The 20,718-nt window shown below is 61.8% G+C and carries 16 protein-coding genes; 12 read left to right on the forward strand and 4 right to left on the reverse strand.

Annotated elements, in window-relative coordinates:
* The first annotated feature begins 30 nt into the window (after positions 1–30).
* From leuS to Q0082_RS04245, 10 genes are all read left to right on the forward strand, one after another.
* Positions 31–2,592 (forward strand): leucine--tRNA ligase, encoded by a 2,562-nt coding sequence (gene leuS / locus Q0082_RS04200; protein WP_298190261.1) that lies wholly within the window; start codon positions 31–33, stop codon positions 2,590–2,592.
* Between the two features lie 31 nt (positions 2,593–2,623).
* Positions 2,624–3,079, forward strand: coding sequence for an LPS assembly lipoprotein LptE (gene lptE / locus Q0082_RS04205; RefSeq protein WP_298190263.1), 456 nt, complete (start codon positions 2,624–2,626; stop codon positions 3,077–3,079).
* Positions 3,080–3,086: 7 nt separating this feature from the next.
* A complete protein-coding gene (gene holA / locus Q0082_RS04210) occupies positions 3,087–4,121 on the forward strand; it encodes a DNA polymerase III subunit delta (RefSeq protein ID WP_298190265.1) in 1,035 nt (344 codons plus the stop codon).
* 197 nt (positions 4,122–4,318) lie between these two features.
* Entirely contained in the window at positions 4,319–5,752 is a 1,434-nt protein-coding gene (locus Q0082_RS04215) for a sugar transferase (protein ID WP_366522498.1), read from the forward strand.
* A gap of 199 nt (positions 5,753–5,951) precedes the next feature.
* Positions 5,952–6,224, forward strand: a complete 273-nt coding sequence (locus Q0082_RS04220) for a hypothetical protein (protein WP_298190267.1) — start codon at positions 5,952–5,954, stop codon at positions 6,222–6,224.
* 302 nt (positions 6,225–6,526) lie between these two features.
* Positions 6,527–7,846, forward strand: a complete 1,320-nt coding sequence (locus Q0082_RS04225) for an O-antigen ligase family protein (protein WP_298190270.1) — start codon at positions 6,527–6,529, stop codon at positions 7,844–7,846.
* Positions 7,847–7,947: 101 nt separating this feature from the next.
* Positions 7,948–8,640, forward strand: a complete 693-nt coding sequence (locus Q0082_RS04230) for a polysaccharide biosynthesis/export family protein (RefSeq protein WP_298190273.1) — start codon at positions 7,948–7,950, stop codon at positions 8,638–8,640.
* A gap of 13 nt (positions 8,641–8,653) precedes the next feature.
* The gene (locus Q0082_RS04235; RefSeq protein ID WP_298190275.1) at positions 8,654–10,903 is read left to right on the forward strand and encodes a polysaccharide biosynthesis tyrosine autokinase; all 2,250 of its coding nucleotides are present in this window, start codon (positions 8,654–8,656) and stop codon (positions 10,901–10,903) included.
* Between the two features lie 3 nt (positions 10,904–10,906).
* A complete protein-coding gene (locus Q0082_RS04240) occupies positions 10,907–12,112 on the forward strand; it encodes a hypothetical protein (protein WP_298190277.1) in 1,206 nt (401 codons plus the stop codon).
* A 544-nt stretch (positions 12,113–12,656) separates the two neighbouring features.
* Complete coding sequence (locus tag Q0082_RS04245) at positions 12,657–13,022, forward strand: hypothetical protein (protein WP_298190279.1); 366 nt, start codon at positions 12,657–12,659, stop codon at positions 13,020–13,022.
* 17 nt (positions 13,023–13,039) lie between these two features.
* Here the strand turns inward: Q0082_RS04245 and Q0082_RS04250 are convergent, their stop codons facing one another.
* The gene (locus Q0082_RS04250; RefSeq protein WP_298190281.1) at positions 13,040–13,378 is read right to left on the reverse strand and encodes a hypothetical protein; all 339 of its coding nucleotides are present in this window, start codon (positions 13,376–13,378) and stop codon (positions 13,040–13,042) included.
* On the opposite strand from Q0082_RS04250, the gene Q0082_RS04255 reads away from it, so the two are divergent.
* Positions 13,356–15,206 (forward strand): hypothetical protein, encoded by a 1,851-nt coding sequence (locus Q0082_RS04255; RefSeq protein WP_298190283.1) that lies wholly within the window; start codon positions 13,356–13,358, stop codon positions 15,204–15,206. The genes Q0082_RS04250 and Q0082_RS04255 overlap by 23 nt on opposite strands.
* Before the next feature lie 2 nt (positions 15,207–15,208).
* Here the strand turns inward: Q0082_RS04255 and Q0082_RS04260 are convergent, their stop codons facing one another.
* The 3 genes from Q0082_RS04260 to Q0082_RS04270 are packed head-to-tail and all read right to left on the reverse strand — an operon-like array spanning position 15,209 to position 18,986.
* Positions 15,209–16,105: an aldo/keto reductase gene (locus tag Q0082_RS04260; RefSeq protein ID WP_298190285.1), complete on the reverse strand. Its 897-nt coding sequence runs from the start codon at positions 16,103–16,105 to the stop codon at positions 15,209–15,211.
* On the reverse strand, positions 16,102–17,673 hold the full coding sequence (locus Q0082_RS04265) for a GMC family oxidoreductase (protein WP_298190287.1): 1,572 nt from the start codon (positions 17,671–17,673) through the stop codon (positions 16,102–16,104). The genes Q0082_RS04260 and Q0082_RS04265 overlap by 4 nt, the downstream gene beginning before the upstream one ends.
* Positions 17,670–18,986, reverse strand: a complete 1,317-nt coding sequence (locus Q0082_RS04270) for an oligosaccharide flippase family protein (RefSeq protein ID WP_298190289.1) — start codon at positions 18,984–18,986, stop codon at positions 17,670–17,672. The genes Q0082_RS04265 and Q0082_RS04270 overlap by 4 nt, the downstream gene beginning before the upstream one ends.
* 479 nt (positions 18,987–19,465) lie before the next feature.
* Here Q0082_RS04270 and Q0082_RS04275 point away from each other — a divergent pair, with 479 nt between their 5' ends.
* Positions 19,466–20,653 carry a glycosyltransferase family 4 protein gene (locus Q0082_RS04275; RefSeq protein WP_298190292.1) on the forward strand — a complete coding sequence of 396 codons (1,188 nt, stop codon included), beginning with the start codon at positions 19,466–19,468 and terminating at the stop codon, positions 20,651–20,653.
* Positions 20,654–20,718 lie beyond the last annotated feature (65 nt).

Raw genomic sequence — 20,718 nt, forward strand, 5'->3', positions numbered from 1 at the left:
GGCATCGCGCCGCTCCCTAGAGGGGGCGGCATGACTGCCGACCGACCAGAACCCGTCCGCCCAGAACCTGTGCGTTTCGACCCTGCCAGCGCCGATCTGCGTTGGCAGCGCAAATGGGACGAGCGCCAGACCTTTCGGGCTGACGACGCTTCGCCAAAGCCGCGCAGCTACGTGCTCGAGATGTTCCCTTATCCTTCGGGGCGCATCCATATCGGCCACGTGCGCAACTACACGATGGGCGACGTCCTCGCGCGCTACAAGCGCATGCGCGGGTTCGAGGTTCTGCACCCGATGGGCTGGGACGCCTTCGGCATGCCGGCCGAGAACGCAGCGATGGAGAAGGGCGTCCACCCCGGCGGCTGGACCCGCGCCAACATCGCCAACATGAAGGCGCAGCTGAAGCGCCTCGGTTTCGCGCTCGACTGGAGCCGCGAACTCGCGACCTGCGAGCCGGAATACTACGGCCACGAACAGGCGTTGTTCCTCGATCTCTACGCCGCCGGCCTCGTCTATCGCCGCGAATCGACGGTCAACTGGGACCCGGTCGACATGACCGTGCTCGCCAACGAACAGGTGATTGACGGGCGCGGCTGGCGCTCGGGCGCGCTGGTGGAAAAGCGCAAGCTGAACCAGTGGTTCCTCAAGATCACCGACTTCGCCGACGAACTGCTCGAAGGTCTCTCCGGCCTCGACAAGTGGCCCGAGAAGGTCCGCACGATGCAGGAAAACTGGATCGGGAAGTCGCAGGGCCTGCAGTTCCGCTTCAAGCCGGTCGCTCCGCTCGCCGAAGACATCGAAGTCTATTCGACCCGGCCCGATACGCTGTTTGGTGCAAGCTTCGTGGCGATTGCCGCCGATCACCCGATCGCGCAGGCCCTGGCCAAGGATTCGCCCGAAGCCGAAGCTTTCATTGCGAGGTGCAAGCAGGGCGGCACCACCGCAGCCGAACTGGAAACCGCAGAGAAGCTGGGTTTCGACACCGGCCTCAAGGTGCTGCACCCGCTCGACCAGACCTGGCAGCTGCCCGTCTACATCGCCAACTTCGTGCTGATGGACTATGGCACCGGAGCCGTGTTCGGCTGCCCGGCGCACGACCAGCGCGATATCGATTTTGCGCGCAAGTACGGCCTGCCGGTCACCCGCGTCGTCGCCGATGGCGACAAGACCGATCCCGTGTTCGAGGGCAACGAAGCTTATACTGGCGCCGGTAAGCTGGTGAACTCGCGCTTCCTCGACGGCATGGACGTGACGGCAGCCAAGGCCGCCGTGATCGCCCGCGCCGAAGCCGAAGGGTGGGGCGAGGGCAAGACCGTGTGGCGCCTGCGCGACTGGGGCGTCAGCCGCCAGCGCTACTGGGGCACGCCGATCCCGTTCATCCATTGCGAGGTCTGCGGCGTGGTGCCGGTGCCCAAGAAGCATCTGCCGGTCGTGCTCCCCGAGGACGTGACCTTCGACGTGCCGGGTAACCCGCTCGACCGGCACCCGACGTGGAAGCATGTCGATTGTCCGCAGTGCGGCCATCCCGCGCGCCGCGAGACAGATACGCTCGATACCTTTGTCGATTCCTCGTGGTACTTCCTGCGCTTTGCGAGCCAGCCGGGTGATGCACCGTTCGACGCCGAAGCCATCCGGAAATGGCTGCCGGTCGAGCAGTACATTGGCGGTATCGAACACGCGATCCTGCATTTGCTTTACGCGCGTTTCTGGACCCGCGCGCTGGCCCGGATCGGAAAGCTCGAAGTGCAAGAGCCCTTCGCGAGCCTTTTCACGCAGGGCATGGTGACCCACGAGACCTACGAACGGCGCAACCCCGAGAACGGCCAGCCGGTGTTTTTCTCGCCTGGCGAGGTGGAGCGCACGGCGGATGGTGCAATTCTCAAGGCCGATGGCGCGCCGGTCGAGATCGGCCGCGTCATCAAGATGTCGAAGTCCAAGAAGAACGTGGTCGATCCCGACGAGATCGTCGCGAAGTACGGCGCAGACGCGATCCGCTGGTTCATGCTCTCGGATAGCCCGCCGGAGCGCGATCTGCCGTGGTCGGAAGCGGGCATCGAAGGCTGCTGGCGCTTTGTCCAGCGGCTGTGGCGCCTGTTCGGTGCGGCGGATGCGGGTGCAACGGGCGAAGATCCAGCTCTGCGTCGCAAGACGCATCAGACCGTTCACGCGGTGGCTCAGGACATCGAGGCGTTGGGCTTCAACAAGGCGGTTGCGCGGATCTACGAGTTGACCGGCGCGACCGAGAAGGCTCCGCCATCAGCCGACCGCACGACCGCAGTCCGCACTCTGTTGCTGCTGGTTGCTCCGATGATGCCGCACCTTGCCGAGGAAGCTTTCGCGGCCTTCGGCGAAGGGCTGGTGGCCGATGCCGCCTGGCCGGCTGTCGATCCCGCGCTGCTGGTGGATGACGATGTGACCGTGGCGGTGCAGGTCAAGGGCAAGCTGCGCGACACGCTGACCGTGGCGAAGGGAACCCCGCGCGAAGAACTCGAACGGCTTGCTCTCGCTTCGGACAAGGTGCAGCGTGCGCTCGACGGGGCGGATGTGAAGAAGGTGATCGTGGTGCCCGACCGACTGGTGAACCTTGTCGCGTAAAGTCGTCTTCGCCGCCCTTGCGCCTTTGGCCATGCTGGCCAGTTGCGGCCTGCAGCCAATGTATGCAGGTGGCGGCAGCGGCACCGTTGCGCGCGCGCTGGCCGGTGTCGACGTCACCTCAATCGAAGGCAAGGCGGGTTGGCTGATACGCGCTGCCTTGGTCGACCGGCTCGGCGCTGGCGCGCAAGGCACCCCGCGATATCGCCTCGACGTGCGGCTTGATGAGCAGCTCCAGGGCCTCGGCCTGCTTTCCAATGATGCGGTGACCCGTGAAAGGCGGACCTTGCGGGCGCGCTATCAGCTTGTCGATCTAACCAGTGGCGAGATTGTTCTGGACGCTACCGCTGGGGCAGACGCTGGCATCGATATTGTCTCAAGTGAATATGCCGTGATCGCGGCCGAGCAGACTGCGCTCGAGAACCTGAGCCACGAAGTCGCTGACCAGATCGTGACCCGCGTGGCCACGAAGCTGCGCAAGGCTGGCTAAGCCTGCCGTGAAGGCGACTCAGAAGAACTTTGCCAGCCAGATTGCGCGCGCGGCAGCGGACGCCTCAGTGTTTTACTTTTGCGGCCCGGATGAAGCCGGTGCAGCCGATGCGGCTGCTCGGCTCTCGGGCCATATTGCAGCGCAGCAAGGCCACTTCGAGCGCGTGGAACTGGCGGGTGGCGACTTGCGCCGTGACCCGGTCAGGCTCGCGGACGAGGCGCGGTCGGTTTCCTTGTTCGGCGACCAGCGACAGATCCATGTCCGCTGCTCCGGAGATGAGGTCTACGACGCTGTCGAGACGCTCCTCGCCAGTCCGGTTAGGGGCTGGCCGGTTTTCATCATCGCCGGTTCGGCGACGGACAAGTCGCGCATCGCCAAACTGCTCTCGGATCGCCCCGACGCTCTTGTCACGATGTTCCACCAGCCGGACATTCGGTCGGTGACGCTGGCGGTGCGTGAGATGGCTGATCCGGTTGGGTTGATTCTGACCGATGAACTCGCCGAGCGAATCGCTCGCGGTGCGGCGCTGGACACGCGGATGGCGCGAAGCGAGATTGAGAAGCTAGTCCTTTATCTGGATGCCAGCCCCGAGTCGCCACGAAGAGCCGATGCGGCAGCGCTTGATGCGATCGCCGCCGTCAGCGAAGATGACAGCTTCATGCCGCTGGTAAACACCGTGCTGGCGGGCGACACGGCGCGACTTTCCTCCGAATTGGTGCGTTTTCACGAACTCGAACTCAATGCCGTCGGGCTACTGCTCGCCTTTGAGCGCCGCGCCGCGCAATTGGCACAACTGGCAGGACGCATGCGCGGACGAAGCGATATCAATGCATTTCTTGAGCAAGAGATGGCTGCCAGGCGTGTCTTCTTTCGGGACAAGCCCGATCTTGCCCAACAACTGCGCCGATGGCGCGGGCGCAAACTGGGACGCCTCGTTGAGCGGCTGATGGCTTTGCACCGCCAATTGCTCGCCGATAACCGAAATGGCGAATTGGTGCTTTCTCAAGGACTTGCGGAAATTGCACGGGCTGCTGCCCGCTGATATCCGACGAGTTGCCGCACATGTCCGACCGGCTGCGAGGTGGGATGCACTGAATCGCTTGTTTTTGTCGTTCAACCCTGTACGTATTGCAACGCAGCATTCCTACCGATATCGAGGAATCTGTTCAAAAGAACTTTGTCGTCCGGGTCGCACAACCGGAGCGCTGATTTCTAGCGGTTCATGAGGGTGCATTTAACATGACGACGTTGCAACGAGACAGGGAAACCGTCACGTCGCCGAATGGCGCGGGGGGCGAAGCGCCTGCGGGCGCCAAGCGGCAGCTGCGTCTTCCTCTTGCACCCTCGCTCGAGAAGCGGCGGCTTCAGGCTTATCTGCTGCTTATGCTGATTGATGGCCTCGTGATCGTCGGGGCATCACTGCTCGTCAGCCTGCTTTATCTGGGCAATGCGTCCGATCCGCAGACCCTGCAGCAGATTAATCTGTATGTCCCCCTTTACTGGGGTGCAGCGCTCATGCTGCGGGCATATTCGATCCAGGCTCTGACTTCGCTGCGATACAGCCAGTCACGTTCGATGCTGGCGATGGCCAGTGCGCTGACGCTGATGATCTTCGTCGCCTTCTTCACCAAGTCGAGCGAGCATTTTTCTCGCGTTTCGACGGTAACCATCCTCGTTGTCGTCGCTGCCGGCTTGGCCTGGGCCAGAGCTGTCACTCAGCCGATCATCCGTTCGGGCTGTGGACCAACCGCGCAGAATGTGCTGGTCATCGATGACGGTGGAAGCCCGGTGCGCGTTCCGCATGCATGGCATATCGATACGCGCGAGCATCGGCTTCGCCCTGATCGCAACGACCCACATATGCTCGATCGCCTCGGCATGTTCATGACGAACATGGACCGGGTGATCGTGACCTGTCCGCCAGCGCGTCGCAAGGACTGGGCGCTTGTCTTCAAGGGCTCGAACATCTGCGGCGAGATTGTTGATCCCGAAGTGCAGGAACTCGGTGTGCTTGGCGCGGGCCGCGGGTTCGGATTTGGATCGCTGGTTGTGTCGGTGGGGCCCCTTGGTCTCAGGGCAAGGGCGGTCAAGCGCGCGATAGACGTCCTCATTGCCGGCTGCGCCACATTGGCACTCGCTCCGCTGTTATCGGTCGTTGCCCTGCTGATCTGGCTCGAGGATCGCGGTCCGGTGTTTTTCCTCCAGCAGCGTCAGGGGCGGAACAACCGGCTGTTCTGGATCTACAAGTTCCGTTCGATGCGGGTCGAGAAGCTCGACGCCAGCGGTGCGCGTTCCGCCAGCCGCGACGATGACCGCATTACCCGGATCGGTCGTTTCATTCGCAAGACGAGCATCGACGAGTTGCCGCAGCTCCTGAATGTGCTGCGCGGCGACATGAGCATTGTTGGCCCGCGGCCCCATGCGATTGGCTCTCTGGCTGGTCAGAAACGGTTCTGGGAAGTCGATTCGCGCTACCTGCTGCGCCATTCGCTCAAGCCCGGTCTCACCGGTCTTGCGCAGATCCGCGGGCTGCGCGGAGCGACCGACTCGGAAGAGGATTTGAGCAGTCGGCTCCAGGCAGACCTTGAGTATCTCGATGGCTGGAATGCCATTCGCGATATCAGGATCATTTTTGCGACATTTGCGGTTCTTGTTCACGACCGCGCGTTTTGAAGATGAGCCGTTGGATTGCTGCGACAGAGCGATTGCACATGCGAATTTGGTTGAACGTGGGAATCGATGTGTCTCAACCTAAATCACTTTTTGTGCTTCGCATGTGCAGCATTAAGTTACTCGCGACGCAACATTCGGGTTGAACGAATCGCGAAAGCCTACTAAGTGTTTTCCTGTAGAGTTAATGGAGTGTGGGACGATGAGCATGTTCAAGATCGCTATGGCCGGTGCCGCTACGCTTGGCGTGGTTTTCGCCAGCACGGCTGCCAACGCGGAAACGATCCGCGCCGGCGCTGCAACCCCGGGCGTTGTCTCGGTGAAGAAGACCAAGGTCATCCGCACGGCTGCTCCGGCATCGCGCGAATCGCGTGAGGTCACTGGCACCGATATTGGTATCGGCGTGCTCGCTGCCGGTGCATTTGGTTTCGGCCTCTATGAAGCCACCAAGTCGGGCGACAGCAACGGCGGCTGATTGCCAGATATTTGATGAGTACGTGAAGGGCTCGCAATTCGCATTGCGGGCCCTTTTCGTAAGTACGCGACGCGTTTTTCGACTCTGAACAAATCGTGGCGGCAAGCAATCGGGATTTCCCTTGAACGCTTACCGTGCGTGGTTTGCTCAAGGTCTACAAGGGAGGCACAGGCATGGCGGGGGCGTACGCAACAGCTGCTGCAGACGATTCGCGCACAAGCGAGAGACGCGCTTCGTCGGGCCGCACTGCTGATGCCCTTCCCCCGCCAAACACTAAGCCTCTGCCGGGAACCATGTTGTGCATGGCTCTGGTGGGCCTGGCGATTGCGCTCGGCGGCGGCGGAACGGTGAACCCCCGGACTGAAATGGTCCTGCAGGTTCTGACAGCGCTGATCATGATACCGCTAGTCGCTTCGACCGAATGGCAACGTGGACTTGGATCAGTCCAGCGCCCCGCCTGGCTACTCGCGGCGCTTGTACTGCTCATGCCGGTACTGCATCTGGTGCCGCTTCCGCCGGCGCTGTGGCAGAAGCTGCCCGGCCGGGCGATCGAAGTGCAGTCGCTCGCACTGATCGGTGCAGATCAGTCGTGGATGCCGCTCACGATGGCACCGGCACGGACATTTGCTTCGCTGCTGGCGATCATCTGTCCTGTCTTGTTGATGTTGCAGGTATCGCGGCTCTCGCTGCGGGGTCGCAATTGGCTCTTTGCGGTCATCGTCATCGGCGGGTTCATCTCGCTCGCACTCGGCGTGCTGCAGCTCTCCCATACCGGTGGATTTGACTGGTCGCTCTACAGCGAGTTCAGCGCGGGGACGCTGGTAGGCTTCCAGGCCAACCGTAACGCGGAGTCCGATTTCCTGCTCATCGCGCTTTTGGCCATGGGCGCGCTCGCGACAAACAGACTTAGCGACGGTCGTCATCATGCACTCACCTGGGCGGGGCTGTTCCTCGGCTCCATGTCAATCATGGTCGGTCTGTTCATGACCGGATCGCGTACCGGTATCAGCCTCGCTGCTCCGGCACTCCTGTTCTTCGCTGCCATCCTCTGGCCGCGCCTGCGCTTGCGGCGCATTTCAACATTCTGGTTTGGCGGAGGTGCGGCGGCTCTGGTTCTTGGCGGTGCCTTGTTGCTGCAAGCCCAATCCATGCAGAAAGTTCTCGCGCGTTTCTGGCTGACCAAAGAGGCACGCTGGGATCTCTGGGCCGACACCTGGTACGCCATGGGACAGGTCTGGCCGTTCGGCAGCGGCATCGGAACAATCGTCCCGATGCTTGAAGCTGCGGAACGGCTCGAGGTGGTGGATCAGACCCGTCCAGTGCGCGCGCACAACGACTGGCTCGAATGGCTTCTGGAAGCCGGTTTGCCTGGGGTCTTCGTGCTCGGTGCGATTTTGCTCGTGGTCGGCTACCTGATCGTGCGCGCAATCATGATGGCGAACCGATCGGACACGGCTGCAGCAAGACGAGCCCAGATCCTCTTCAGCTGCGGCGTTCTCACGATCGAAGCACTCCATTCCATTGTCGATTATCCGATGCGCAGCATGTCGCTGGCGATGCTTACCGCACTTGCGGTAGCCCTCCTCATGGAGCCTGCTGCACCGCAGCGTAATCGGCAGTGACTTATTGAATCTATGGGCGCCCATGCAATGTTGCACTGGGCCATAGAAGCTGGCATCGTTCATTTTGGCAGGCACGTTTTCCCCAAGGGGCATTGATTACAGTGAAGAAATCCTCGGCCACTCTTCTGCTGCTCGCCTCTGCGAGCCTCGCTGCATGTTCTTCGCACCTCTACAGTGCACTTCCATCGCGAGATGCTGCCTATTCCATCATCCCGCCGATCGACAAGGCAGTGACGCCAGCCGAGTATTTGATCGCGCCAGGTGACATCATTTCCCTGTCGGTTTTCGGCGAGCCCGATCTCAACATCGAGAAACTGCCTGTGGACGACGCGGGCTTTATCCAGGTCCCGCTGGTCGGTGCTGTCAAGATCTCGACACTAACCCCGGCACAGGCATCCACGCTGATTGCAACTAAGCTCGGCGCGCGCTTCCTCCGCAATCCCGACGTTACACTCAACGTGATCGAGCAGACCGGTCAGATTGTTACGGTGGAAGGCCAGGTCATGAAGGCCGGCGCTTATCCGGTCGACAACCAGACAACACTTCTCGGTGCCATCGCGCTTGCGCAGAGCCCAACGCGGATTGCCAAGCTTGACGAAGTGGTGGTGTTCCGGACGATCAACAACCAGCGCTTGGCTGCCCGTTTCGATCTCGGCAGGATCCGTGCAGGGCAAGACCCCGATCCTCAGATCCTGGGCGGCGATGTGGTTGTCGTAGGCTTCTCGCAGGCAAAGTCGATCTATCGAGACGTCCTGCAGGCAGCTCCCCTCTTCAACGTTTTCACTCGTTTCTAACGGCGGCGGTATCGTGCAGCAGATCACCACAGTTCCCGGCACAGCCGACCAGACCCCCATCACCGAACAAGCGGCCACGAACGGCGGCTACTACAGCTATGGCGACAACGATCCCTATCTGGACGGCGAACCGTCGTTCGATATTCGCGCCATCATCGCAACGGTTCGGGCCAATCTCGTCATCATCAGCGTGATCGTGGCGGCTACGCTGGTTCTGGCGGTCATCGTGACGATGCTGCAAACGCCGCGGTATACCGCCGAAACGACGCTTCAGATCAACGATCAGTCTGCGCAGGTCTTCGGCAAGCAGGACGACACGATGCAGGATCCAGTCGTTGCGGCGACGGACACTGAGCGGTTCCTGCAGACGCAAGTCGAGATTCTCAAGAGCCGGGCGCTTTCCGAACGCGTTGCGCAAAAGCTGCGGCTGGTCGGCAATGCGAAGTTCTACGATGCAATGGGCGTCCGCCAGCCACCGGCCAATCTGACGCGGGCAGAGCTTGAGGATATGACGATCCGCATGATTGAAAGTGCGCGCGACGTTGACCTTCCGCGCAACACTCGCCTTGCGACAGTCAGCTTCGTCAGCACGCAGCCAGAACTTGCTGCGAAGATCGCAAATTCCTTCGCATCGGAATTCATCCAGACCAATCTTCAGCGCCGGTTCGACAGCTCCGCTTATGCGCGTGAGTTCATTTCCGGTCAGCTTGCGGAAGCACGCGCCAAGCTTGAACGGTCGGAGCGTGAGCTCAACGCCTACGCACGTGAAGCTGGCCTTATCCGCGATCGCGATGCGAGTGACGGCGGGTCGCGTCAGGGCGGAAAAGTCGGCAGTTCGGTGACGACAACCAGCCTGCTCGAAATCAACTCGGCCGCTAACCAGGCGCAGGCCACCAGAATCGCCGCAGAAGGACGTTGGCGCCTGATCTCGGTCGGCAACGCCCTTAATTCACCCGATGTGCTCGCCAATCCGGCGATTTCGCAATTGCTGGCCGAACGCGCACGCCAGATGGCCGAGCTTGAAAAACAGCGCGCTAATCACCTCGAAGATTATCCAGCGGTGCAGCAGCTCAAGGCGCAAGTCGGCGTGATCGATGCGCAGATTCAAAACGTTGCCCGCAGCATTCGCGCTTCGGTCAAGCAGCAATACGATGCCGCAGTCGAAGCGGAAAAGAGTCTCAAGCAGCAGGTTGCCGAGCTCAAGGGCTCCTCGCTCGCCGAGCAGGATCAGTTGGTCCAGTACCGCTTGCTGGAACGCGAAGCGGATACCAACCGTACCGTCTACGAGGGTCTGCTGCAGCGCTTCAAGGAATTGAACGCGGCAGCCGGCATCAGCGCCAGCAATATTTCCATCATCGATACGGCGGTACCGCCGATCCGTCCGAGCTCGCCGAACCTTTTCCGCAACCTGCTGCTGGCGCTTATCGTCGGGTTCGGCACTGCGGCTGGCTTCATCTACCTGCGCACCCTGCTCGATGACTCAGTCCGGGTCCCCGAGGATGTCGAAGGCAAGCTCCAGATGCCGCTGCTCGGGGTGATCCCTTATGCTCAGGATCTCGATATCGCTGTGGCGATGGAGGATCCCAAGTCTGCGATCAGCGAGGGGTACAACTCGCTGCGAAGCGCATTGCTCTACTCGACCCCGAAAGGCTTGCCAAAGACCATGCTGGTCACGAGCTCTCAGCCTTCGGAAGGCAAGTCAACCACAAGCCTTGCGATTGCCAGAGGCATTGCCAAGCTTGGACAGAGCGTGGTCCTGCTCGACGGCGACCTGCGGCGTCCGGCATTGCACCGTGCCATTCCGATGCTGAACGCCGAGAACAGCGTTGGGGTTACAAGCATTCTGACGGCCCAAAGTTCGGTCGAGGACGCCCTGCGCAGTACCGACATCGAGCATCTCAAGGTCATCACGTCGGGTCCGATCCCGCCAAGCCCGACCGAACTGCTGAGCTCGAACCGGATGCATCAGCTCATCGAGGAACTCTCGGCGCAGTTCGATCTGGTCATGCTCGACAGCCCCCCGATCCTCGGCCTTGCGGACGCCCCGCTGATGGCCGCGCTAGTCGACGGAGTTGTGATCGTGATCCAGTCGGATCGCAGCCGTCGTGGTTCTCTCAAGGCTTCGCTCCGCCGCCTGCGCAACATGCGGACAAACGTACTTGGCGGCGTGCTGACGAAGTTCGACCCCAACGACGCGAGCAATCGCTATTCAGAGTACTACGGCTACAACTACTACCAGTACAGCAACTCCGCAGCGAACTAGGCCATGGCGGAGGAAGCGGCACCAGGTCTGTTCGTCCAGGCGCGCGGAGCAGTTGCGGTCTTCGGACTGCTCGTGCTGGCGGCAGCGGCGTTGCTCAGTGGTTCCGACAGACAAAGCAAGGACTTCCCGAACTCCCCGAGCTTTGTCGGTTGGCCATACGATACAGGCGCAGCAAGGGCGAAGGCTGCCAACGCCTTCGTTCGCAGTGGGCCAGCAAGTGCGATCGCCCTTGCCCGCCGCTCGATCCTCTCAGACCCTATCTCGGCGCAGGCCGTTTCGCTGCTTGGCCGATCAGAACTTTACGCCCAGCACCTTCCCGAGGCCCAGAAAGCATTCGTGGTATCCGGCCAACTGGGCTGGCGCGACCCGATGACGCAAATCTACTGGCTCGATCAGGCATTGCAGGGCAGCGACTACAAGGTCGCCGCTGAGCGGCTCGATGCCCTTCTGCGCCAATCCCCGGATGACGAGAACCGGGACCGGTTCATCGCGGTCATGGCATCGACGCCAGAGGGCCGTGCCGCCATGGCAACGCGGCTCAAGCTCGCACCGCAATGGGCACGTGTCATGGTGATCAACATCGCTGATCTTCCTGACGACCAGTTGCGGCAACGCGTCGATCTGATGCTGCGGACCGGTTCCGGCGTGTGGGACTGTCCCGCGACCCAGCTGTTTGCCCAGAAGCTCATCAACCAGGGCCTCCTGGGTGAAGCGCAATCGGTGTGGCGCCTGAACTGCGGTTCCTCGGACGCGCTCGTTTATGACGGCCGCTTCGAGCATTTCGATACGCTGAAGGCGACCTTCGGGTTCGATTGGCAAGTTTCGAACCGCGGCGATGCCGAGATCGCGATGGTCGACGAGGGAACCCCCGATCGCAGTCTCGCCCTCGAGGTCACGGCGACCGTCACGCTCCCGATTGTTCGGCAACTTTTGGTGCTGAAACCGGGACGGTATCGGCTGACCTGGCGTACGCCGGGAACCGATCCTGCGCTGGCGCAGGCGTTGCAGGTTTCGCTTGGCTGCCAGAGCGACCTGAGCCGCGCCGCCCGCGGTATCGCAAGCGCGGCGAAGCCGGGATCATGGAGCCAGGACTTCACCGTCGATGGGGAATGCCCCGCGCAGCAACTGGTTTTCTGGCTTGCCCCGCATGCTCGTGTCCGTCTTGGCGATGTGGCGCTAAGTCCAATCGGCGGGGCCTCAGACGATTAGAACTTGCGGTTGTGATGCCCCGCCATCGCAGGCGGTCGTTTGGCGGATGACTGGTCTGTGGTGCAGAATTCGGGCCGTTTTTGGCCGGAAATCCTCGCCGGTCCGTTGACATGAGCGCTCCCTCGGGTCCGGTGCTGAATCTTCCGGGTCTGATCACTGGGTAAGCCCTCACCACGCAGTTGTACTTGATAGCCTTTATGGCAGCCCTTCGGCGCAGCCTGTAGTCTTGCCGTGCAGGACAGGACGCGATCGGCCTTGGTCGACCGGCGAGCGTCGCCTGAGCAGCCACGAAGCCAGACAAGCGGCGACTATCGGCACCTCCCACACATGTTCGGGCGCCCCGCAAGCGCGCCTCGGCAACGCCCAGTTCCATCGGCAAACTAACCTATTTGGTTTTTACATTGACTTGTTGGAACGTATATGGAACATAGACCAAATGGGCGGACATCCCGATCCCTCACCGGTCTGATCCATCGTTGGCACTTGCCTGCCGATCCACCGCACGCCTGGGGATCGCCGGAAATACTCATGCCAGGAGCATGTCATGCCAGATTACACCTACACCACCGTCGGCAATCGCCAAAAGCGTCTGGTCGATATGGGAGACGAGACCTTCGCGGAAGTGACCGCCTTGCCGATCGTTCTACCCGTCAACTGGGCACCGGCGGTGGCATTCAACGCCCGGGTCTATCCCGACGTCGAGATCCAGATCATCGGCACACCGACGACGGCCTACATCTTTCAGGACAGCTTCGACGGAGCGGCGTTCAACGATTGCCTCGCCATCGACATGACCGGCCAGTCGTTCAGCACGATCGTAGCGGCGGGACGTTACCGCCTGCCGGGCAATTGCTTCCTGCGTGCCCGCCAGGGCGCAGGTGCGACCCTCATGATCCGGGCGGGGAGCTGAACCATACCGACAGACGCCTATGCGCGGCAAATTGCCGCAAGGACTGCAGACCTCGCATCGACCGCCAATGGCAAAGGCGCCGCGCTGATCGGTGCCCGGCAAAGCGGCAGCAACATGCGGCCGCAGACCGTGTTCGAGATCATGAAGCGCGGTGAGATCTGGCTGACGGACCATTCCTCCGCCGATGCGAGAGGCAACTCCGACAGCAGCTCTGCACTGGCCGATGTCGCGACCGAGGCGGCCGCATCGAGCCGCCGCATCAAGCTGCCAAAGGGCACCTTCAAGCTGAGTTCGAGCCTGGTGATTCCGCCAAGCGGTATCGTGATTGAAGGGATGGGCGAGGACAGCGTGCTCAAGGCGGGCGCTTCCAATCTGAATTTGCTGACAGCTGTCGCCACCGGCAAGATCGTGCTGCAGAACTTACGCCTTGAAGGCGATGGAACTTCGAATGGCTACGCTTCAGGCTGCGGACTGCGGGCCCGCAACACTGACGTGGAGCTCGACTGGGTCTATCTCGTCGGCTTCGGCGGGCATGGCATCTGCACGCAGATCGACGATGCGGCCCATTTCGGCCTGCGTCATTTCCGTGCCGGCGTGATCCGTGCATGGGAAGGCCGCAACCCGCGCGATGCCATCAGCTATACCGGCGTCGATGACGGCTATGGCAATATAGCCAACGGCAACGAGAATGCGGACATCCTGATAACCGGCGGATACCGCAGCATCCGGATTGGATCTTATCGCGGCGAGACGACCACGGCGCCTTCGGACGGTTCGATCGCAGTCGGCAATGGCATCATGATTGCAACATCGTCCGCGCAGGGCGCCCTTGGGCTCATCAGCATCGGATCGGTCGAAGTCTCCGGGCATCGGAAGCGTGGGCTGACGCTGGCCAACAACATGATCCTCGAGAACGTCAGCCGCGACCCAATCGTGATCGGAAAGGTGGTGGGCAAGAATATCGGCTGGCAACTCATCAAAACGAAGTTCCTGCCCAACATCTCCATCAGCAATGTCATCGGCCGCAATATCGAGGACAGGGCTGTCGCGGGCGCGGCCCTGCCCAGCATGGCCGCGGCTGGCTGGCCGAATGGCTATTTCTCTCCGGAGATCAAGGGAACGTTGCAAGGCGCCGTGATGATCAATGGAACCGAGAACGGATCAGTCGGTTCGGTCGTTATCGACAACGCGGGCGGCGATGGCGGCACTGATGCGCTCATGCTGAACGGCAATCAGTACGGCATCGGCGGTGGCAGCAATCCGCCGATGGGAACCGGCAGAGACAACTGCACGGTCGGGCGCGTAATCGCTGTGGGGTGCGCCGGGGCAGCGGTCTCGGTCAAGCAATGCGTACAGCATGCGTCGGTGGGGCAGGTCATTGCCGAAGGCTGCCGCAATGCCGTCTACATCCAGCTTTCAAACAGCAACGCGGCGCAATCCGCGCTGCACTTCGGCCATGTCAAATCGCGGTTCTCAACCGCGCAGGGCATAGTCGTGCTGGGCTCGTCGACCTTCAACATCGGCAAGGTGATGTTCGAGAACGTGGATATCGACAGTTCCGCGTCGGACGGAATAACCGCACAGTATGCCGACGAACTCGCGATCACGAGCGGCTCGGTTCTCAACAGCGGTTGGGGCAACGCGGCGAGCACCTCGATCGGCGTCAACGTTGCCGACGTCCGGGTGGTCGAAATCAAGGCGGTGCGCAGTGAAAACACCGGTGAGAACGTGAGCCAGCGCACTGGCTTCCGGCTTTCGGGCGCGATCACCAGCTATGCGCTGCTCAACTGCACGTCCGGCCTAAACAGGGCGAATCCGGCCGGTACCAACACGGCGCTGGGCAATGGCAACCGTATCTTTCCCATCGATGAGACGACCACCGGCACCCCGACGAAGCGCATCTGGGGTGGCATAGGCCTGCTCGAGCGGGGAGGCCTGACCATCTCGCCTGGACCAATCGCAGCAGGTGCGATCTACGCGACTAGCGAATTCACCTTGAACGGGCTGGAACCGGGCGACCGCGTCGATGTGACGTCGACACTGATCGACGACAACTTCGACATCTGGGCTGTGGTCTCGTCTGCCGGGAAATTCACGGTCAAGGTGCGCAACCGCTCGGCCGGGGCCCTCAATCCGGGAACGATCACATACGGCGTGCGCGGCACGAAGCAGCGCAACGTGTGACTTCACCGGAGCGCGGCGGCCTTGGCGGCGTGGGCGATCCGCTCCGGGCTGGACGAGGTGATCAGCAGCAATCCCTCGGGATTATCGCCCAGCGCAAGCGCCAGTGCAGCCTCTGCGCTGGCGTTGGGCGCAGCAAGGTCGATCCCATGGGCAACAAGCCGCTGCCGCAGCGCCGCATCCGCATCGATCCGGGCGCCCACTTCAGCGCGACTGCGCAGGGCACCGTGATAGGAACGGAAGTGCATCGTTCCACTTGCGCCCTGCGGCAGCCCTTCCGGCGACCAGTCCGTCTGGACAAAGGGCGTGTTGGGCCAGTTCGCAAGGACCGCTGCCAGATTCGTCCGCTTCGCGCCGAAACCGACGGTGCCGGCCCGGCCCTGCGCAACCTTGTCTTCCATCCAGCGCGCAAGCTCGTCGGTCACGTCATGCGGCTCGGGCTCATGAAGCAGCAGCACGTCGACCCGCTCACGCCGCAAGCGCTTCAGGCTATCGGCCAGCGAAGCCTCCAGCGCGTCGATCGAGAAATCAGTTCGCCGCGACATCTGATAGGCGCGCTGACCGAGTTTGGCCTTCAGTCCCGGCGCGAATGCCAATGCCTTGCGCGCAAACTGGCGCAGCTTGAGGCCCGCCGAGGCAGGTGCGGCGGCTGCCGGTCGCGCAAGACCGAGCTTTGTCGTGATTGTCACGCCGTGGTCTCGTCCCTCCAGCGCCGCTGCAAGCGCATCTTCAGAGGTTCCGGAACCATAGGCCGGCGCCGTATCGAAATGGCGGATCCCCGCGTCGAGCGCTGCGCCGACCAGGCGCCGCGCGGTCTCGAGGCCGGGCCCGGCAAAAAGCGCGGCACAGCCGAAACCGATCTGCGACGTGGGGGTGCCGTCAGGCAGGGGCACCTGTTTCATGCTGCGCTCCGCAAGTGATCGGCGAGGCGAAGACCGAGTGCCATGGCCGTGAAGGTCGGATTGGCAAAACCGGTGGACGGGAAAACCGCAGCGCCGGCAACGTAGATGCCGTGCGCGCCGTGGACCTGCAGATTGGTGTCGACCACGCCGTCAGCCTCCGTCAGACCCATTCGCGCGCCTCCCATCTGGTGATAGCCATCGTCCACGGTAGCGAGGAAGGCAGGATCGCGCGCCACAAGCCGCGGATCAAGTTCGATTCGGGCCAACCCCAGCCGTTCCAGTTCCCGTTTTAAGCGATTGCCGAATTCGAGGAAAGTTTCGATCTCCTCGCCGCTCAATTGCCAGTCGACCGCGACGATCGGCAAACCGAGCGCATCGGTCTGGTTGGTCAGGCTGATCCGGCTGGCACGGTTCGGGAACTGCTCGGCGGTAAGGCGCAGCTTGATCCCGCGATCGCTGGGATTGAACGCCCGGTTCGATCGGAGATAGCGCAGCGCGAGCGGCACCGCGACTTTCCACAGTGCGAAGAGATGGGCCGGCACAGCGGCCAGATTGGCCGGCTTGCGCCCTCCCATGAGCGAACGAACGAAGATCTTGAGATTTGCAAGATGCTCGCTCATGCTCGAAAGGAACAGGAAATGCGCGCTGATGCCCAGCAGTTGGGCTTCGTGCTGGGCATTCCCGCCCAATTTGATCTTCGGGTGATACTTGCACTTGTCGAGATAGATGTTGTCGAACAAGGCGTGGAAGGCCGCCTTGTCGGTCGGAATGACCTCACCCGCATAGCAATCGGCGTGATCGACAAAGCCTTGGCCAAGCCACGGCGATGCATGCCACGGCGCCGGCTTGTCGCCGCCGGTCGGCAGCATCAGCAAACGGCTGATCTCGATCGTGCCACAGGCAAGCACGACGCGGCGCGCGTTGATGGTAGCCGTTTTGCCGCCCAAGGTACGCACGGCGAGGTGGTTTTGAGCGCCGTGTTCGGCCGCCGGAGTGATCTGCGTGACATTGGCGTGGACAAGCGTTCGCAGCGCTCCATCACGCAACTGCCGGGCAAAAACCTGAGGCAGGATGGGGTTTGGCAGCCAGCGTGTCATGAAGAACTCCAACCCTTCGCGAAGGGCCGGCGGATCAACCGCGAGGCGCTGCCAGACTTCTGCATCGGTGCGCAGGCAGCCTAAGCCCAGCACATCGAACACCCGTTCGTAATAAGGTTCCACCTCGCCACGCGTGACGGGCCAGCCGCTGTAGGGCAGCCATTCACGCTTCTCGAACACCACCGGATCGAAGGGGACCAGCTGCCCGCCCCAGAAATTGGTGGTGCCGCCGAGCAGGCGATAGCGACCTTCATGCAATCCGGGCAGCCGATGACCGACCGACTGTGCGGCGAGATAGAGCGCCTGGCTGGCGGACTCCATCCGTTCGCCGCCTGCCTCGATCAGCAGCACATCGGCACCCTTGCTCGCCAGCTCCACCGCCATCGTGATGCCGACGGCGCCCGCACCGACGATCGCGATATCGCAATCGAAGCGGTCACCTGCGGAGTCCAATTCCAGATCGATGATCACGTCGGGTTCCCTTTCGGCGCATCGGCCGGCCTGACGTTGCGCGACAGGATGGACCACATCAGCACGAAGTTGGACTTGCTCGGCAGCATCAGCCGGCGCGGTGAAAGCTTCAGCGTCTGCACCGCTGCGTAGAGCGCGATGGCCAACGAGACAAAGGCACTGATGATATGGGCCAGAGCGCCGGCGAACACACCGAAGTGCGAGCCGCCGCCGACGAGGACTACCAGCATGATGACCGAGCCGACAAACTCGAACCGCATCATTGGCCCGCTGAGATTGAAGGCCTTGAACGCCCCGCCAACGACGATGCGGAGCGCTTGCGCCGCGCCTGCAATCAGAAACCAGGGGGCAAGAGCAGTCGAGGCCGCATAATTCTTGCCGAACAGCAGGAGGACCAACGGCTCGATCACGAACGCAAAGCAGGTCACCAGTATGATCAGCATGAGGAACGTCATCGAAATGCACAGTTCGGCAAGGCGGCGGCGCGCATCGTCGTCCTTCACCGCTGCCATCGCCGGAAAACCGACCAGGTCGATCGTCATGCCGACCACGTAGATCAGATAGGCGATCGATCCGGCGACCACATAGTGCCCGAGATCGCTGGCCGTTACGAAGAAGGGCAGGATCATCCGGTCCAGATTGTCGCGGCAGACGATCGCGATGCGCTGGAAGATCACCGGCACGCCGAAGCGAAAGACCCGGCCAATCAGCGCGGTCTCTGGCATCTTGAATGGCTCGCCAGACCGCAGGACAATCCCAGCACAGACCACCAGGGTCACTGCAAGGCTGATGACGTTCGCCGCAATCACATTAGCCGGCGAGGCATGGCCGCTGTACCAGACCAGAAAGAGGCCGCTGATGTAGACCAGCCCCGGCAAGACACGCGCGATTGTCCAGACCGCCGGGCGCGCGCCGGCCTGAAAGTAGGAGTAGAAGATCTGCTGCCACTGATAGAACGGCGCGTAGAACAGAAACAGCCAGGCCCCGCTGATCGCCAGCGCACTGCTGCTGGAGAAAATCGTCAGGATCACCGTGATACACATCAGAGTGGCGATCAGAATGAACGGGATCGACAGCAGGAAGGCGCCTGCCAAGACGGCGGTACCTTCGGCCGGATTGCGTGAGCGGAAGTAAGCCACGCTGTCGTTGATGCCGAGCATCATCACCGGCACGATGAAGCTGAACCACGCAATCACCTGCGCTACTTCGCCGCGCAGCGAAGGGCTCAGCATCCGCGCCAGCATGATGCCGCTAGCGAAACTCGACAACTGCATGACGCCCGTCGCGAGGAACGCGAACAGCACTTTCTTCATGGCGCGACCGATCGGGCCGGCCAACGCATCGGCGAAGCGCAGCCTTGCGCAAGCAGCGGCATCCCGCGCTCGTCACCAGAGCAATGCATTATCACCCCTCTGAATAAAGTGCGGCAAATTCAGATATATAGAAATTGTCGCGGGGCTTGGATATGCACGGTTTGCGCTGCAATGCAACATGAATTTGTGCGCTGGTCCGCGCAGGAACGGGGTGAGCCTTCAAGCTTTTGCATTGCAAGGCATTTGGCGCGGACCGAGCCTCTGCATAACCTCCGCCAGTGCGTCAGCCTGTCGACAGCGTAGTGCTCTACAGATGGCCATTCACGCTTGCCAAACGGACGCATTGAGGTCTTTAACGCAGTTGCAGCATTTTTGGACTTCGATGTCGAAGAACTTGTGTCTTATTCAGGCTCTATCGGATTGGGCAGCTGCTTCCTCCCATTGATTGCCCGTGACTCCCTGCTAGGAAAAGGTCCATCATGAACGGAAATTCCGGTCAGCATGCGCTCAGGAGAGATCGATTGACGTTGGACCGGCCTTTGCGCGTAGCGGTCGTCTATCACCTGTGGCCGCATTATCGCTCCGCCGTCGTGGCAGCGATGGATAAGTCAACGAATATTCAGTATGATTTCTACGGGAGTGGCTTGCCCTACCAGGGAATCAAACACATGGCTCCCGAATCGTTCCGCAGCTTCGTCAAGGCACCGTTTCGCATGGTTGGACGTGCCATGTGGCAGCCCAAGGCCGTCAGCGCGGCCGTGTCGGGAAACTATGACGCGCTGATCTATCTCGCCGACCTCAATTTTGTTTCGACATGGGTCGCCGCGGTCCTCGCACGGCTGCGCGGACGCCCGGTGCTATTCTGGGCGCACGGTTGGCTCAAGCCGGAAAGCGGCATGAAGCGGCGGATTCGCAATCTGTACTTCGGCCTTGCCAATCGGATGATGCTGTATGCCGAACGCGGCAAGCGCCTGGGAGTTGCCGCCGGCTATCCCGAAAGCCAGATTGCCGTCATCTATAACAGTCTCGATGTCGAAGCCGCCGACAGCATTGTCGCCCGTATCGAATCGGGAGCGCTGGCGAGCGTTCGTCCGCAGTCGTTGTTTGCGGATCCATCGCTGCCCTTGCTGATCTGCACCGCGCGGATCACGCCGCTGTGCCGGTTCGATCTGCTGCTGAAGGCAGCCGACATGCTGAAAGCGCAAGGAAAGCCGGTCAACATTCTGCTTGTGGGAGATGGCCCCGAGCGGCCCCCGCTCGAGGCCTCGGCGAAGGAACTCGGCCTCAGCGTCCACTTTTACGGGGCATGCTATGACGAGGAAATCACCGGCCAGTTGATCTATCACGCCGATCTGACGGTCTCGCCGGGCAAGATCGGGCTGACCGCGATGCACAGCCTTGGATACGGCACGCCGGCGATTACGCATGACAATCTGGACCAGCAGATGCCGGAGGTCGAGGCCTTGACCGACGGCGTTACTGGCAGCCTTTTTAGGTGCGATGATGCGTCAAGCCTGGCCGCCGCGATCAGCGACTGGCTGGCGGCCGGCCGCGATCGGCAGGTCGTGCGCCAGAACTGCCGTGCTGCGGTGCACGATCGGTGGAACCCGGATGTGCAAGCCGCTCTCATCGAGCAAGTGATCCTGGAAGTGACCGGCAATGCCTAGAAAGTCGTCCAATAAGCGGGAAGTCACGCAAGCTCTGCCCGAGCCTGAACGCGCTAACGATGCCA

Source organism: Novosphingobium sp. (genome assembly GCF_027489515.1).
In the GTDB taxonomy this organism is placed as follows: domain Bacteria; phylum Pseudomonadota; class Alphaproteobacteria; order Sphingomonadales; family Sphingomonadaceae; genus Novosphingobium.